Raw genomic sequence first — 16,203 nt, 5'->3', positions numbered from 1 at the left:
CTCAACGAAAGGAGTTCGCGATGAACTCACCACGGATCCGACCGGCCGTCCTGGTCCTCGAGGACGGCACGGTCTTCGACGGCCGCGCCTGGGGAGCCCCCGGCACCGCCCTCGGGGAGGCCGTCTTCGCCACCGGGATGACCGGCTACCAGGAGACCCTCACCGACCCCTCCTACGCGGGCCAGATCGTGGTCCAGACCGCCCCGCACATCGGCAACACCGGGGTGAACACCGAGGACATGGAGTCCCGGAGGATCTGGGTCAACGGCTTCGTGGTGCGGGACCCCGCGCGCCGGCCCTCCAACTGGCGCAGCGAGCGCACCCTCGACGAGGAGCTCGACGCCCAGGGCGTCACCGGCATCCAGGGCGTGGACACCCGCGCCCTCACCCGCCACCTGCGGGACAAGGGTGCGATGCGCGCGGGGATCTTCTCCGGCGACGACGCCGCACGGCCCGTCCCCGAGCTCGTGCGCCTGGTCTCGGAGCAGCCCGCGATGGCCGGGCGGGCGCTCGCCGAGCAGGTCAGCACGGACGAGACCTACACGGTGGAGCCCGCCGAGCACGGCTGGGACGCACCCGTGAAGCACACCGTGGTGGCCGTGGACCTGGGCATCAAGTCCATGACCCCGCAGCGGCTGGCCGAGCGCGGCGTGCGCGTGAACGTGGTGCCCGCGGACACCACGTTCGCGCGGGTCCGGGAGCTGGACCCGGACGGCGTGTTCTTCTCCAACGGCCCCGGGGACCCCGCCACCGCGGACGAGCAGGTGGCCCTGCTGCGCGAGGTGCTGGACGCCCGCATCCCCTTCTTCGGGATCTGCTTCGGCAACCAGCTGCTGGGTCGCGCCCTTGGCTTCGGCACCTACAAGCTGACCTTCGGCCACCGCGGGATCAACCAGCCCGTCAAGGATCTCGCCACAGGCACCGTGGAGATCACCTCCCATAACCACGGCTTCGCGGTGGACGCCCCCGTGGGGGAGACCGTCACCGCGCCCGAGGCGCGCTACGGGCGCGTCACGGTGTCCCACGTGGGCCTCAACGACAACGTGGTGGAGGGCCTGCGCTGCGAGGACGTCCCCGCGTTCTCCGTGCAGTACCACCCCGAGGCCGCCGCGGGACCCCACGACTCCGCGTACCTCTTCGACCGTTTTGTGGACATGATGGACCGGGCCCCGCAGGGCTCCGGCACGGAAGCAGGAGACAACTGATGCCCCGCAGGCAAGACCTCAACAGCGTCCTGGTGATCGGATCCGGGCCCATCGTGATCGGGCAGGCCGCCGAGTTCGACTACTCCGGCACCCAGGCCCTGCGCGTCCTCAAGGACGAGGGGCTGCGCGTCATCCTGGTGAACTCCAACCCGGCCACCATCATGACCGACCCCGAGTTCGCGGACGCCACCTACGTGGAGCCCATCACCCCGGAGACGGTCGAGAAGATCATCGCCAAGGAGCGCCCCGACGCCGTGCTGCCCACCCTGGGCGGGCAGACCGCGCTGAACACCGCGCTCGCCCTGGACGCCAACGGAGCGCTCGAGAAGTACGACGTCGAGCTGATCGGCGCGGACGTCGCCGCCATCAACCTCGGTGAGGACCGCGAGGCCTTCAAGGGCGTCGTCGAGCGCTGCGGCGCCGAGTCCGCGCGCTCCGTGATCGTGCACTCCATGGACGAGGCGCTCGCCGCCGCGGAGCAGCTGGGCTACCCCATGGTGGTCCGCCCGTCCTTCACCATGGGCGGGCTCGGATCCGGGCTCGCGTACAACGAGACGGACCTGCACCGCATCGCCGGCGCCGGCATCCAGTACTCGCCCACCTCGGAGGTGCTCCTGGAGGAGTCCATCCTGGGGTGGAAGGAGTACGAGCTCGAGATGATGCGCGACGCCAAGGACAACGTGGTGGTCGTGTGCTCGATCGAGAACGTGGACCCCGTGGGTGTGCACACCGGCGACTCCGTGACCGTGGCCCCCGCGCTGACCCTGACCGACCGCGAGTACCAGCGCATGCGCGACATCGCGATCGCCGTGATCCGCGAGGTGGGCGTGGACACCGGCGGGTGCAACATCCAGTTCGCGGTGGAGCCGGACACCGGGCGCATCGTGGTGATCGAGATGAACCCGCGCGTCTCCCGCTCCTCGGCGCTCGCGTCCAAGGCCACGGGCTTCCCGATCGCCAAGATCGCCACCAAGCTCTCGCTGGGCTACACGCTGGACGAGATCCCCAACGACATCACCCGCAAGACCCCGGCGAGCTTCGAGCCCACACTGGACTACGTGGTGGTCAAGGTCCCGCGCTTCGCGTTCGAGAAGTTCCCGGCCGCGGACCCCACGCTGACCACCACCATGAAGTCGGTGGGGGAGGCCATGGCGATCGGGCGCAACTTCACCGAGGCCCTGCAGAAGGCCATGCGCTCTCTCGAGCAGAAGGGCTCGTCCTTCAGCTTCGCCCGCCCGGCCGTGGAGCCCGGGCCCAACACGGTGGCCCGGCTCGTCTCCAAGACCGAGGAGACCACCACCGAGCGGCTGCGCAACGTGCAGCGCGCCCTGCTGGCTGGCGCCACGGTGGAGCAGGTCTTCGGGGCCACCTCCATCGACCCCTGGTTCCTGGACCAGATCCAGCTGCTCAACGAGACCGCGGACCTGATCCGAGAGGACCCGGACCTGCACCCGGAGACCCTGCGGGAGGCCAAACGCCACGGCTTCTCGGACGCCCAGATCGGCGAGCTCGTGCACTTGGACGAGTCAGTGGTGCGCGGGATCCGCCACGCACTGGACATCCGCCCGGTCTACAAGACCGTGGACACGTGCGCCGCGGAGTTCGAGGCGTTCACCCCCTACCACTACTCGTCCTACGACCGCGAGACGGAGGTGGCCCCGCACGAGAAGCCCTCCGTGATGATCCTGGGCTCCGGGCCCAACCGGATCGGGCAGGGCATCGAGTTCGACTACTCCTGCGTGCACGCCTCCATGGTGCTGCGCGATGCCGGGTACGAGACCGTGATGGTCAACTGCAACCCCGAGACCGTGTCCACCGACTACGACATCTCCACGCGGCTGTACTTCGAGCCGCTCACGTTCGAGGACGTCATGGAGGTCGTGGAGACCGAACGCCGCACCGGCGGGCTGCTGGGCGTGTTCGTGCAGCTGGGCGGGCAGACCCCACTCAAGCTCGCGGCGGACCTCAAGGCGGCGGGGGTGCCGATCCTGGGCACGAGCCCCGAGGCCATCGACCTCGCGGAGGACCGCGGCGAGTTCGCGCGCGTGCTCACGGAGGCCGGGCTGCGCCAGCCCAAGAACGGCACGGCGCACGACTTCGAGGAGGCCAGCCGGATCGCCCACGAGATCGGCTACCCCGTGCTCGTGCGCCCCTCGTACGTGCTGGGTGGGCGCGGCATGGAGATCGTCTACGACGAGGCATCCCTGAAGACCTACCTGGACAACGCCACGGAGGTCAGCCCCAGCCGTCCGGCGCTGATCGACAAGTTCCTCGAGGACGCCATCGAGATCGACGTGGACGCGCTGTTCGACGGCCGTGACTGCTACGTGGGCGGGATCATGGAGCACATCGAGGAGGCGGGGATCCACTCCGGCGACTCGGCGTGCGTGCTGCCGCCCATCACCCTGGCCCCGGACGTCGTCACCCGCGTGCGGGAGGCCACGGAGGCGATTGCCCGCGGCGTGGGCGTGAAGGGTCTGATCAACCTGCAGTTCGCGCTCGCGTCGGACGTGCTGTACGTGATCGAGGCCAACCCGCGCGCCTCGCGCACCGTGCCGTTCGTCTCCAAGGCCACGGGCGTGCAGATGGCCAAGGCCGCCGCGCTGATCGGCACGGGCCGCACCGTGGCGCAGCTGCGCGCCGAGGGCGTGCTGCCCGCGGACCACGACGGCACCACCCTGCCGGAGGGCACCCCCACCGCGGTCAAGGAGGTCGTGCTGCCGTTCGCCCGGTTCCGCACCCCCGAGGGCACCGTGGTGGACTCGCTGCTCGGTCCCGAGATGCGCTCCACGGGCGAGGTCATGGGCGTGGACAAGTACTTCGACACGGCGTTCGCCAAGGCGCAGGCCGCGGCGGGCGGGCCGCTGCCCACCTCGGGCTCCCTGTTCGTCTCCGTGGCCAACAAGGACAAGCGCTCCGCGGTGATCCCGGTCAAGATGTTCGCGGACCTGGGCTTCGAGATCGTCTCCACGGGCGGCACCGCCGAGGTGCTGCGGCGCAACGGCATCGAGTCCACGGTGGTGGCCAAGATCGCGGACGCCGAGGGCGAGGAGCCCACGGTCGCGGACCTGATCACGGACGGGAGGATCGACCTGATCTTCAACACGCCCTCCGGCGGTCAGGCCGCGCGCGGGGACGGGTACCAGATCCGCGCCGCCGCGACCTCCGTGGGCGTGCCCACCATGACCACGGTCTCGGAGCTCGGGGCCGCGCTGCAGGCCATCACCGCGCAGCGGCAGTACTCGTGGGACGTGACCTCCCTGCAGGAGCACGAGCAGACCCTGCGTGAGCGCGCCGCCCAGGAGGCCTCCCGTGACTGAGTCCCCCCGCGGGCGCCACAGCGCCGGGACCCCCCTCGACGCCGCCGGGTCGGAGCCGACGACGCCGCCGGCGCACCGCGGGGGCCCGGCCGCCGGTTCCGGGCGTGAGCCCTTCGGGGCGAGGCTGCAGCGCGCGATGGCCGAGCGGGGCCCGCTGTGCGTGGGCATCGACCCCCACCCGGGGCTGCTCGACGCCTGGGGGCTGCCGCGCACCGCGCAGGGGCTGGAGTCCTTCTCCCTGCGGGTCGTGGAGGCTGCGGCCGGCCACGCCGCGGCGCTGAAGCCGCAGGTGGCGCTGTTCGAGGCCTACGGCTCGGCGGGCCTCGCCGTGCTGGAACGCGTGCTCGCCGAGTCCGCCGCCGCGGGAGTGCTCAGCATCGCGGACGCCAAGCGCGGTGACATCGGCTCCACCATGGCGGCCTACGCCTCGGCCTGGCTCAGCGACGGGTCGCCCCTCGCGGCCGACGCCGTGACGCTGAGCCCGTACCTGGGCTTCGAGTCGCTGCGCCCCGCGCTGGACCTCGCGCGGCAGACCGGGCGCGGGACGTTCGTGCTCGCGCTGACCTCCAACCCGGAGGGTGCGAGCGTGCAGCACGTGGGCGGCACCGGGTCTGTCGCGGCCAGGGTGCTCGCCGCGGTGGCGCGGGAGAACCGGCACTCGGGCGGGGGAGCGGGCGCGGCGGCGTCGTCCCCCACGGCCGGGAACCCCGGCGGAGCGCGTCACACGGGGGATCGTGACCAAATCGTGACGTCCCCCGAAACCGGCGGGATGGGCTCGTGCGGAGCGGTGATCGGAGCCACCGTGGGCCCCGCCCTGGAGCGGCTGGAGATCGACCTGGGCGGGCTCGGCGGGCCGATTCTTTCCCCGGGCTTCGGGGCCCAGGGCGCCGACGCCGCCGCGGTGGCACGCGTGTTCTCCCAGGTCAGGCCCATGGTTCTCGCCAACTCCTCACGGGACGTGCTGTCCCACGGCCCGGACGTGCGCGCCCTGCGCGAGGCCGTGGACCGCTCGTCGGAGGCCCTCGCCACGGCGTTGGCCATCCGCTGAGCACCCCGAGAACGCCCCCCGGAGCCCGCGACCAGCGGCGTGCCGGGGGGCCTTTCTCGTATGTACGGACGCAAAGCCGTCGGGTACTTTCGGGAAGGACGGCTCCCGTGCGCCTGCCCCCAACCGGGCCACCGGGTGGGCCGTAGGGCTACGAGGAGGAGAGCTGGGCATGGCACTGCGGCCATTGACGGATGACGAGCGCGCACTCGCGCGGGAGAAGGCCACGGCGGCCAGGACCGCCCGGGCCCAGATCAAGAAGGGGCTGCGGGACGGCTCCGTGAGTGTCGCGGAGGTGCTGCGCCGCAGCGAGGACGACGAGGCCGTCAGCCGCCTGAAGGTCACCGAGCTGCTCGAGTCCACGCCCGGGATCGGCAAGGTCCGCTCCGCGGCGATCATGGAGCAGATCGGCATCGCCCCCACCCGGCGGGTCCGTGGACTGGGACAGCACCAGCGCCGAGCGCTCGTGGACTACCTGGACCGCTGAGCGGCCCGCGTGCGGTGCACGCACCAGTTGGTACAGTGACGGTCGAGTTCCGCCCGACCGTCGCCGTAGCACCCCTGGAGGTTCCCGTGTCCCCGACTCCCACCGTGACCGTTCTGGCCGGACCCACGGCGGTGGGCAAGGGCACGGTCTCCACCTACGTGCGGGACCACTATCCCGAGGTGTGGCTCTCGGTCTCCGCGACCACGCGGGCCCCCCGACCCGGTGAGGTGGACGGGGTGCACTACTTCTTCGTCAGCGACGAAGAGTTCGACCGCATGATCGACGAGCACGACCTGCTCGAGTGGGCCGTGGTGCACAACCTCAGCCGCTACGGCACGCCGCGCCACAAGGTCGAGGAGGCGCTGGCCGCCGGGCGCAGCGTGCTGCTGGAGATCGACCTGCAGGGTGCACGTAGCATCCGCCAGGCCATGCCCGAGGCGCAGTTCGTGTTCCTGGCCCCGCCGAGCTGGGACGAGATGGTGCACCGGCTGGTCGGCCGGGGCACCGAGACCCCCGAGCAGCAGCAGCGCCGGCTGGAAACGGCTAAACTGGAACTCGCGGCGCAATCGGAGTTCGACCACACGGTGGTCAACGACACCGTGGAACGCGCCGCCGCCGAACTCGTGGCACTCATGGGACTGCCGGGTGAGCAGGGGCGCTGAGCGCTCCGCCACCTGACGCCGAACACCGCGCGGCACCCGCACGCCACCGACATCCACGTCCACCACAGGAGTCATGACACACGTGAGCACGAACAACGAAGGCATCGTCAACCCGCCCGTCGATCGGCTGCTCGACAAGACGGATTCCAAGTACGGACTCGTGATCTTCGGCGCCCGCCGGGCCCGCCAGATCAACGCGTACTACTCGCAGTTGCACGAGGGCCTGTTCGAGTACGTGGGACCGCTGGTGGACACCAAGCTCAACGAGAAGCCCCTGTCCATCGCGTTCCGCGAGATCGACGAGGGCCTGATCGAGGCGGACCACGTCGCGGACGCCGGGTTCACCCCCAACGGCCAAATGGTCAGCGACGAGCCCACCGCCACCGAGATGTTCACGGGCGACTTCTTCGCCCAGGGCGAGGAGCAGGACTCCACGGCCATGTTCTCCGACGGCGCCCAGCTGCCGGCCGCCGAGGAGACCGTCGAGACCACGGAGACCGTCGAGGAGACCACCGAGGCCCCCTCCGAGTCCTCCGATCAGTGACGCAGCCGCACTCCGGCCACGCCCCCGCTCCCGTCCGGCCCGCGCCCCTGCGCGTGGTGCTGGGCGTGGGCGGGGGCATCGCCGCATACAAGGCCGCGCTGGTCTCGCGGCTGCTGTCCGAGGCGGGCCACCACGTGGTGCCCATGCCCACCCGGGCGGCGCTCGAGTTCGTGGGCGCCCCCACGTGGGAGGCGCTCACGGGGGAGCACGTCTCGGAGTCCGTGTTCGACCGCGTGGACACCGTCAACCACGTGGCCCAGGGCCAGGCCGCGGACCTCGTGGTGATCGCCCCCGCCACCGCGGACCTGATGGCGCGCCTCGCCCACGGCCACGCGGACGACCTGCTGAGCACCACGGTGCTCGCCACCTCGGCCCCGGTGCTGCTCGCCCCGGCCATGCACACCGAGATGTGGCACAACCCCGCCACGCAGCGCAACGTGGCCCTGCTGCGGGAGCACGGCCACACGGTCATGGAGCCCGCCACGGGCCGTCTCACCGGAACAGACAGCGGCCCCGGCCGGCTGCCCGAGCCGCAGCAGATCGTCGACGCCGCCCTGGCCCTTGCCGAGCGCGCGGCCCGTGCCTCCGGGACGGGACCGTCCGGTGCGGCCTCGTCGTCCGCCGGGACCCCCACGGACTCCGCCGCGGCCGGGTCCGCGGGTTCCGTCGCTCCCGCGCACGACGCCGCCGGGGCCCCTGCCACGGGCGGCGACGCCCCGCGCTCCGGTGCCCTGGCCGGGCGGCGCGTGCTGGTCACGGCCGGCGGCACCCGCGAGGCCCTGGACCCCGTGCGCTTCCTGGGCAACCGCTCCTCGGGCAAGCAGGGCGTGGCGCTGGCCCGCGCGGCCCGCGAGGCCGGCGCGGACGTCCACCTGATCGCGGCCCACGTGGAGACCCCCCTGCCGGAGGACCTGCGGATCACCCGGGTGTCCTCCGCGCGCGAGCTCGAGGAGGCGACGCTCACGGCAGCGGCCGAGAGCGACGTCGTGGTCATGGCAGCCGCCGTGGCGGACTTCCGCCCGGACACCGTGGGCGAGCACAAGATGAAGAAGTCCGAGGACGGCACGGACCCCGTGATCCGGCTGGTGCGCAACCCGGACATCCTGCGCGCAGTGGTCGCGCGACGGGACGAGCGCGGCCCGGACCAGCTCGTGGTGGGCTTCGCGGCGGAGACCGGGGACGCCGAGCACTCGGTGCTTGAGTTCGGTCGCGCCAAGCTGGCCCGCAAGGGCTGCGACCTGCTCGTGGTCAACGAGGTGGGCACCGACAAGGTCTTCGGCCGGGACGACACCGAGGTGCTCGTGCTCTCCGCCCGCGGCGGGGAGGAGACCTCCGTGCGGGGCAGCAAGGACGAGGTCGCGCGGGCGGTCGTGCAGCGCATCGCGCGCGAACTGGGTGTCGGCGACGCCGGGTAATGTGGTGGCGTGAGCGCATCGACTGAGCACCTGAGAATCTTCACGTCCGAGTCCGTGACCGAGGGCCACCCGGACAAGATCTGCGACCAGATCTCGGACTCCATTCTGGACGCGCTGCTCAGCGAGGACCCCCAGTCCTCCGTGGCCGTGGAGACCATGGTCACCACGGGCCTCGTTCACGTGGCCGGCGAGGTCAAGACGGACGCCTACGTGGAGATCCCGCACATCGTGCGCAAGACCCTGCTGGACATCGGCTACAACTCCTCCGTGCACGGTTTCGACGGCGAGTTCTGCGGCGTGTCCATCAGCGTGGGGGAGCAGTCCAACGAGATCTACGACGGCGTCTTCAACTCGCTCGAGGAGCGCACCGGGATCGCCAAGGACCCGCGGGACGCACAGGGCGCCGGGGACCAGGGCATCATGTTCGGCTACGCCTCGGACGAGACCGACGCCCTGATGCCCGCCCCGATCCTGCTCGCGCACCGGCTCTCCGAGCAGCTCACGCGCGTGCGCAAGACCGCCGTGCTGCCCGAGCTGCGCCCGGACGGCAAGACCCAGGTGACCTTGGGCTACGACGGCCAGACCCCGGTCTCCGTGGACACCGTGGTGGTCTCCTCCCAGCACGCGGAGAACTACGACCTCGACCAGCTCACGAGGGACATCACCGCGAGCGTTATCACCCCCGTGCTGGAGGACTCCGGGCTGGACCTCTCCGGCACGCGGATCATCGTGAACCCGGCGGGCAACTTCGTGCGCGGCGGGCCCGTGGGGGACGCCGGGCTCACCGGGCGCAAGATCATCGTGGACACCTACGGCGGCATGGCCCGACACGGCGGTGGCGCGTTCTCGGGCAAGGACCCCTCCAAGGTGGACCGCTCCGCGGCGTACGCGATGCGCTGGGTGGCCAAGAACGTGGTCGCGGCCGGGCTCGCGCGCCGCGCGGAGGTCCAGGTGGCGTACGCGATCGGCCAGGCCCACCCGGTGGGTCTGTACGTGGAGACCTTCGGCACCGAGACCGTGGACCCGGTGCGCATCGAGAACGCGATCACCGAGGTCTTCGACCTCCGCCCGCTCGCCATCATCGAGGACCTGGACCTCAAGCGCCCCATCTACGCCAAGACCGCGGCCCACGGGCACTTCGGCCGCAACGACCCCGACTTCACGTGGGAGCGCACCGACCGGGTGCAGGAGCTGCGTTCCGCCGCGGGGCTGTGAGCCCCGACCCCGCTGGGACGGAGCCCGCCACGCCGGGGTCTCCCAAGCTGGAGTCGGCGGGCACCGCGCGCCCGGACTCCGCGACTGCGGGTTCCGTCCCCGCGGACCGGGACACCCCCGAGCGGGACACGTCTGGTGAGCAGCTCGCGCTCGCGGGTCTGCCCGAGGCTGCACCCCCGCCGCAGCCGCGTACTTCGCCCCGAAAGGCCCTGGGCTCCGAGGGCCGCGCGGCGCACGACCCCGTGGCCAAGGTCCTGCTCGAGGCCTACGTCCCGCACCTGGACCGGGTCTTCGACTACCGCGTGACCGCTGCCCTCAATGACCAGGCGGTCGTGGGGTCCAAGGTCTCGGTGGTTTTCGCGGGCCGGAAGATGTCCGGGTGGGTCGTGGATCGCGTGGCCCACACGGACGTCCCCGAGGACCGATTGCTGCCCATCCGCCGTGTGCTCACGCCGCTGCCGGTGGCCCGCCCCGAGATCGTCGAGCTCGCGCAGGCCGTGGCCGAACGCTGCGCGGGCACGGTCGCGGACGTCCTGCGGGTCGCGATCGCCCCGCGGGTCGCGCGGGTGGACAAGGAGTTCGCCGCTCCCAAAGCCGCCGAGACCTCCGAGACGGGCGTCGTGAATGCGGACGACGACGCCGTGGTGCCGGTCGGCATATCAGCGGGCCCCGCTTCCGACGGCGCCGCCGATGCGGACCCGACCGCGGCCCCCGAGCTCGAACACGCGTGGTCGTCCACCGGGGAACCCGTGACGACCGGCTGGCAGCACTACGCGGGCGGGCCGGAGTTCGTGGCGTCCGTGGGGCGCGGTGAGCCGGCGCGCGCGGTCCTGGAGGTACTGCCCTCGGCCGAGGACCACGACTGGGCAGGGCTGACCGCGAGCGCCATGGCCACCGCGTACGCCGCTGGCCGTGGGGCTGTGGGCGTGGTCGCGGACCACAAGGCACTGGAGCGGCTCGAACGGGCGCTGTGCGAGCTGGTGGGGGAGGACGCCGTCGTCCGCCTGCACGCCGACGACGGACCCACGCCCCGCTACCGGGGGTTCCTCGAGCTCGCGCTCGGGAAGAAGCGCCTGGCTGTGGGCACGCGCTCGGCCGCGTATGCGCCGGTGCAGGACCTCGCGCTTGTGTGTTGTCATGACGACGGGGACGTGAACTTCGTGGAGCAGCGCGCCCCCTACCAGCACACGCGGGACGTGTTGTTGCTGCGCACCCAGCAGCAGGGTCTGGCCGCGCTGTTCACGGGGTACGCGGTGAGTCCCGAGGCGCTGCGGCTCGTGGCCACGGGGTGGGCGGCGCGCGTGGCACCAGATCGCGCGGACCTGCGCCGGTTCTCCCCGCGCATCGAAGCGACCTCCGATTCCTACAACACCGCCCTCGACCCGCTCGCGGCGCGCGCCCGGTTGCCGCACGAGGCGTTCCGGGTGGCACGCGAGGCCCTGAAGTCCGGGCCCGTGCTCGTGCAGGTGGCGCGCAAGGGCTATGCTCCCGTGCTCGCCTGCCAGCGGTGCCGTACGCCCGCGCGCTGCCAGGCATGCGACGGGCCCCTCGCGCTGGATTCCGCCCACGCCGTGCCGGTGTGCACGTGGTGCGGGCGCCACGCCCATGACTGGCGGTGCGTGGAGTGTGGGTTCACCCGGGTGCGATTGAGCACCGTGGGGGCGTCCCGGACCGCGGAGGAGCTGGGCCGTTCGTTCCCGCAGGTGCCCGTGATCTCGTCGAGCGACCGCACCGTGCGGCCCCGGGTGGGGTCCGCCCCGGCGCTCGTGGTGGCGACGCCGGGAGCGGAGCCCGTCGCGGACGGCGGCTACGCCGCCGCGCTGCTGCTGGACGGCAACCGGATGCTTGCCCGGCCGTGGCTGCGTGCGGAGGAGCAGACCCTGCGCCGGTGGTTCAACGCCGCCGCCCTGGTGCGGGCGTCCTCCGACGGGGGCACCGTGGTGGTCACGGCGGACCAGGACCGTGCCGTCTCGGCGCTCGTGCGCTGGGACCCGGCTGGGCACGCAGAGCGAGAGCTGCGGGAGCGCCACGAGCTGGGTCTGCCACCGGCTGTGCGGACAGCGGCGCTGACCGGCCCGCGGGATGCCGTGGACGCCACCCTGCGGGACCTCGCCTTGCCCGAGCGCGTTCGTGTGGTTGGCCCCGCACCGGTGGAGCAGACTCCCGGCAATGGCGCCGACCTTGTAGAGGCCGTCACCAACGACGCCGCCACTCTGGACGGTGCCGACGCCGCCCGCTCCTCGGAGCGCGGCGGGAACCGGCCCTACCGTGCGCTGCTGTTCTTCGGCTTCGGGATCGCCCCGCGGGTCACCAGTGCCCTGCGGGCGGAGAAGGCGCGCGCTTCGGCGCTGCGCGAACACGCACCCGTCACGGTGCGCTGCGACGTCGCCGACCTGCTGTAGGGCGCGTCACAGCCGTCGTCGACGAACCCTGACGTGCCGCGGATCGCGAGGCGGGGCCCGGACCGCACGCGTGCACCAGGACTGGCTGACCTGCTCAGTCAAATGTGTCGAACTGTTAATCCTCGTGCACGGGGTGGACGTGGCAGTCCTACGTTGGAGGGCACGTTCACGCGGGGTGGCACCGCGCACCGGGGCAGAGAGTCCCGGCGTGCGCCCGAGTCATCACCGCAGACCCGTTCCCGAAAGGATCCGCATGTCGCTGCAGCTCATTGAAATTGTTCCCGCCGTGGCCGAGAAGGAGGCCGTGCGCTCGATCATCGACGCGACGTCGAGCGCTGTCACGCAGGCCTCTGCCGAACTCATCGAGTCCCAGGTGACGGCGGACCACGCTCGCGTGTTCGTCATCGTGGAGACGCAGCAGGACACGCCCGAGGGTCTTGCGCAGACCGTGCGCACGGCGCTGGGGGATTCCGTCACCGAGGTCACCGGCCCGGACGAGGTGCGCCTGGTGGGCGCGGAGCTCGATGACATCAAGAAGCTTCGTGGCCAGACCGACTACCTCGTGGAGTGGGACATCCCCGCCGAAATCACCATGGAGCAGTACCTCACCCGCAAGAAGGCGAACTCGCCCAAGTACGCCGAGGTTCCCGAGGTGTCGTTCCTGCGCACCTACGTCCGCGAGGACACCGCCAAGTGCCTGTGCTTCTACAACGCACCGGACGAGGACGCCGTGGCGCGCGCCCGCGCGGCCGTGGACACCCCCTTCGACCGGATGTTCAAGCTCGAGGTCTGAGTCCCGCGCCCACCCATCACCACCACCGGGTGCCGCAGCCCACCACGGGCCGCGGCACCCGGCGCACGCCCCGTCAGAACGGAACCCATGTCCCAGCCCAGTGCTTCGGCAACCCTCGAGACTGCCTCCGACCAGGAACTCCTGGCCCCACTGACCGACTACCCGGAACACGGCCTGGTCCGGGCACGCGCGGCCGAGCGTGCCAGGGCCACCGACGAGGCGGACACCACCCCGTTCGAGACCCTGCGCGAGCTCGGGCAGCGGGGCCTGCTGGACCTGGGTCTCGGGGGCGGGGACCTGCGTGGACAGGCAGCCGTCGTCTTCGACCTCGCGTCCGAGTGCACGGCCACGGCGTTCTCACTGTGGGGCCACCGCTCTGGCCTCGAGTACCTCGACGCGGTGGGGGCGCCCGTCGCGTCTGAGCTGCGCACCGGTGACGTGCCGCTGTGCTCCGCCATGGCACCGGCGTTCAAGGCCGCGGCGGGCATCGGTGAGATCCCCGTGACGCTCACCCGCCGGGGGGACCACCTGGTGCTCGACGGCACCGTGCCGTGGGCCTCGAACCTGTACCCGGACGCCGTCGTGATCCTGCCGGTCGTCCGGGAGGACGGACGCCCCGCGATCGTCCGCACCCGCGTGGCGGCCCGCGGGGTCAGCGTGCGGCCGCTGGAGAACCTCATGGCGCTCAACGCCACGGCGTCCGGCATCCTGCGCCTGGAGGGCGTGGAGATCGACGCGGAGCAGGACGTCCTCACCGAGGACGTCCCCGGGTTCCTGGCCACGGTCCGCGGACCGTTCCTGCTGCTGCAGACCTCGTTCTGCCTCGGTCTCTCCGCGGCGGCGCTGACGAGCGCGCGGGAGAACCTGGGCGGCGTCGGCGAGATGTTCCGCGAGGACCTGGACGACGCCGTGGCGGAGCAGCAGCGCCTGCGCACAGACCTCGTGCGCCTGGCACGCGAGCCCCGCGCCGCCGCCCCTCGTGAGTTGCTGCAGCTGCGCCTCGACGCCGCGCTGCTCACGGGTGGAGCCACCCGGCTGGAGTCGAAGATCGTCGGGGGCCGCGGCTACGCTCTGACCTCGCCCACCGCCCGCCGCGCCCGGGAAGCCGCGTTCCTGCCGGTCCAGTCACCCACGGAGGGTCACCTGCGGTGGGAACTGCGCAGGCTCGGGTGATCCCCGCGCAGGGGCACGACGGCACCACGGGAGCCGCAGGCTCGACCGGTGCCGCACTGTGCGTGCGCGGTGTGCGCAAGACCTATCCGGGCGCTGGGCGGCCCGCCCTCGACGGCGTGGACCTCACCTTGCACCGGGGCGAGACTCTCGCCGTGCTCGGACCCAGTGGCTCCGGCAAGTCCACCCTGCTGCGCGCCATCGCCGGCCTCGAAACCCTCGACGAGGGCACCATCGAGTTCGGAGACCCGGATGCCCGCCTGGCCGTCGTGTTCCAGTCCCCGGCGCTGTTCCCATGGCTGTCCGTGCGGCGCAACGTCGCCCTCGGCGGCAGGTACCGCCGCAATCGCGACCGCTTCGACGACGAGCACGTGGGCGAGCTGCTCGAGATCCTCGGCCTCTCCCACCTCGCCCACACCCCCGTGCAGGAGCTCTCCGGCGGCCAGGCCCAGCGGGTCTCCGTGGGCAGGGCGCTCGCCGTGCGCCCGGACGTGCTGCTGCTCGACGAACCCTTCAGCGCGCTGGACCCCGCCACCCGCGAGGACCTGCAGCAGTGGCTGCGGCAGCTGACCACTGACCTCGGACTGACGGTCTTCCTGGTCACGCACGACGTCGCCGAAGCCATGGCGCTGGGGGACCGCATCGGCTTCTTCGCCGGCCCGCGCGGTTTTCGGCGGCAGTGGGTTCCGTCCCAGGACGGCACCACGGCCCGACAGATTCTCGCGACGTACCGCGGCACGGACGACGAAGCGGGAACCTGGGAGATATGAGCGGCTCTCTCACCACACGGCGGGCCGTCCTGCGCGCCGGGACCGCGGCGGTGGCACTGACGGGTGCGGCGTGGGGCGCCGGTTCCCTCTACACGGGAACCCGCATCGGCAGCGGTGGTGACGGCGGCTCACGGCCCGTGCGCATCGGGTACCTGCCGATCACTGATGCCGCGCCCCTGCTGGTGGCCCACGCCAACGGCTACTACGACGACGCCGGGGTGGCCGTCGCGCGGCCCGTCCTGTTCCGCAGCTGGTCCTCGCTGTCCGAGGCCTTCGTGGCGGGCAAGGTGGAGGCCATCCACATGCTCATGCCCATGGCCCTGTACATGCGCTACGAGCTGCAGGCGGACGTGCGGATCACGGCGTGGAACCACACGAACGGCTCCTCGCTCACTGTGCACCCGGAGATCACGGACCTGGCGGGGCTTGCCGGCCGCACCGTGGCGATCCCCGCCTGGTGGTCCATCCACAACGTGGTGGTGCAGAAGATGCTGCGCGCCGAGGGGCTGACACCCGTGATGCGTGAGAGCCCGTCCGCGAGCGCCCGGACCGTGGCGCTGGTCCCCATGGCTCCCTCGGACATGCTGCCCGCACTGAACAACGGGGTGATCGGCGGGTACGTGGTCGCGGACCCGTTCAACGCGGCCGCAGAGGCGAAGCACGTGGGCACGATCCACCGGTTCCTGGGGGACGTGTGGCGGGACCACGCCTGCTGCGTGACCATGCTGCGCGGGGAGCTGCTGAGAGATCGTCCCGAGCAGGCGGCGGGTTTCATGGACGCGCTGGTCCGGGCCCAGGCGTGGGCGCGGACGAACCGCCCCGAGACCGCGGCGGTGCTGGCCTCCGGCTACCTCCCGCAACCGAAGCCCGTGATCCAACGGGCCCTGACCTACACCGCGGCCGCGCATGCCGACGCCCTGCACCACCCTGACTGGCACGGCGAGTCCCTGGACTTCCGGCCCTACCCGTACCCGAGCTTCACGCAGGAGCTGGTGCGCGCGATGCAGGACACGGTGGTGGATGCCCCCGCCGGGTTCCTCACCGGGCTCGATCCTGCCGCCGCGCACCGCGAGCTGGTGGACGACGCACTGGTGACCCGCAGCATCGCAAGGGCAGGCGGCTGGGGTGCGTTCGGGATGCACGGCACCACACGCACCGAGGAGATCCAGGCATGA

General features: G+C 71.9%; 13 protein-coding genes. All 13 read left to right on the top strand.

Annotation, left to right across the window (positions count from 1 at the left end):
* Positions 1–20: 20 nt before the first annotated feature.
* The 13 genes from carA to DNL27_RS07170 all read left to right on the top strand — a co-directional run bounded on the left by carA (position 21) and on the right by DNL27_RS07170 (position 16,203).
* Positions 21–1,205 (top strand): glutamine-hydrolyzing carbamoyl-phosphate synthase small subunit, encoded by a 1,185-nt coding sequence (gene carA, locus DNL27_RS07230; protein ID WP_112235137.1) that lies wholly within the window; start codon positions 21–23, stop codon positions 1,203–1,205.
* Positions 1,205–4,525 carry a carbamoyl-phosphate synthase large subunit gene (gene carB, locus DNL27_RS07225; RefSeq protein ID WP_112235136.1) on the top strand — a complete coding sequence of 1,107 codons (3,321 nt, stop codon included), beginning with the start codon at positions 1,205–1,207 and terminating at the stop codon, positions 4,523–4,525. The genes carA and carB overlap by 1 nt, the downstream gene beginning before the upstream one ends.
* 136 nt (positions 4,526–4,661) lie before the next feature.
* Positions 4,662–5,573, top strand: coding sequence for an orotidine-5'-phosphate decarboxylase (gene pyrF, locus DNL27_RS07220; protein ID WP_239494480.1), 912 nt, complete (start codon positions 4,662–4,664; stop codon positions 5,571–5,573).
* A gap of 169 nt (positions 5,574–5,742) precedes the next feature.
* Positions 5,743–6,057: an integration host factor, actinobacterial type gene (mihF, locus tag DNL27_RS07215; protein ID WP_012398398.1), complete on the top strand. Its 315-nt coding sequence runs from the start codon at positions 5,743–5,745 to the stop codon at positions 6,055–6,057.
* Between the two features lie 86 nt (positions 6,058–6,143).
* A complete protein-coding gene (gmk, locus tag DNL27_RS07210; protein ID WP_041297367.1) occupies positions 6,144–6,719 on the top strand; it encodes a guanylate kinase in 576 nt (191 codons plus the stop codon).
* A gap of 73 nt (positions 6,720–6,792) precedes the next feature.
* Complete coding sequence (gene rpoZ, locus DNL27_RS07205) at positions 6,793–7,263, top strand: DNA-directed RNA polymerase subunit omega (RefSeq protein ID WP_239494278.1); 471 nt, start codon at positions 6,793–6,795, stop codon at positions 7,261–7,263.
* Positions 7,260–8,678: a phosphopantothenate--cysteine ligase family flavoprotein gene (locus tag DNL27_RS07200; protein WP_112235134.1), complete on the top strand. Its 1,419-nt coding sequence runs from the start codon at positions 7,260–7,262 to the stop codon at positions 8,676–8,678. The genes rpoZ and DNL27_RS07200 overlap by 4 nt, the downstream gene beginning before the upstream one ends.
* A gap of 9 nt (positions 8,679–8,687) precedes the next feature.
* Positions 8,688–9,893, top strand: coding sequence for a methionine adenosyltransferase (gene metK / locus DNL27_RS07195; RefSeq protein WP_112235133.1), 1,206 nt, complete (start codon positions 8,688–8,690; stop codon positions 9,891–9,893).
* Positions 9,890–12,295 carry a primosomal protein N' gene (locus DNL27_RS07190; protein ID WP_112235132.1) on the top strand — a complete coding sequence of 802 codons (2,406 nt, stop codon included), beginning with the start codon at positions 9,890–9,892 and terminating at the stop codon, positions 12,293–12,295. The genes metK and DNL27_RS07190 overlap by 4 nt, the downstream gene beginning before the upstream one ends.
* Positions 12,296–12,548: 253 nt before the next feature.
* Complete coding sequence (locus DNL27_RS07185; RefSeq protein WP_012398392.1) at positions 12,549–13,088, top strand: DUF4242 domain-containing protein; 540 nt, start codon at positions 12,549–12,551, stop codon at positions 13,086–13,088.
* 87 nt (positions 13,089–13,175) lie between these two features.
* Complete coding sequence (locus DNL27_RS07180; RefSeq protein ID WP_012398391.1) at positions 13,176–14,261, top strand: acyl-CoA dehydrogenase family protein; 1,086 nt, start codon at positions 13,176–13,178, stop codon at positions 14,259–14,261.
* Positions 14,237–15,028 carry an ABC transporter ATP-binding protein gene (locus DNL27_RS07175; RefSeq protein WP_239494276.1) on the top strand — a complete coding sequence of 264 codons (792 nt, stop codon included), beginning with the start codon at positions 14,237–14,239 and terminating at the stop codon, positions 15,026–15,028. Before DNL27_RS07180 ends, DNL27_RS07175 begins: the two co-directional genes overlap by 25 nt.
* On the top strand, positions 15,025–16,203 hold the full coding sequence (locus DNL27_RS07170; protein WP_112235131.1) for an ABC transporter substrate-binding protein: 1,179 nt from the start codon (positions 15,025–15,027) through the stop codon (positions 16,201–16,203). Before DNL27_RS07175 ends, DNL27_RS07170 begins: the two co-directional genes overlap by 4 nt.

Origin of the sequence: Kocuria sp. BT304, from assembly GCF_003290245.1 — a bacterium.
In the GTDB taxonomy this organism is placed as follows: Bacteria; Actinomycetota; Actinomycetes; order Actinomycetales; family Micrococcaceae; genus Kocuria; species Kocuria rhizophila_A.
The sequence above is the reverse complement of the archived record's forward strand: the minus strand, read 5'-3'. Positions and strand labels throughout refer to the sequence as shown.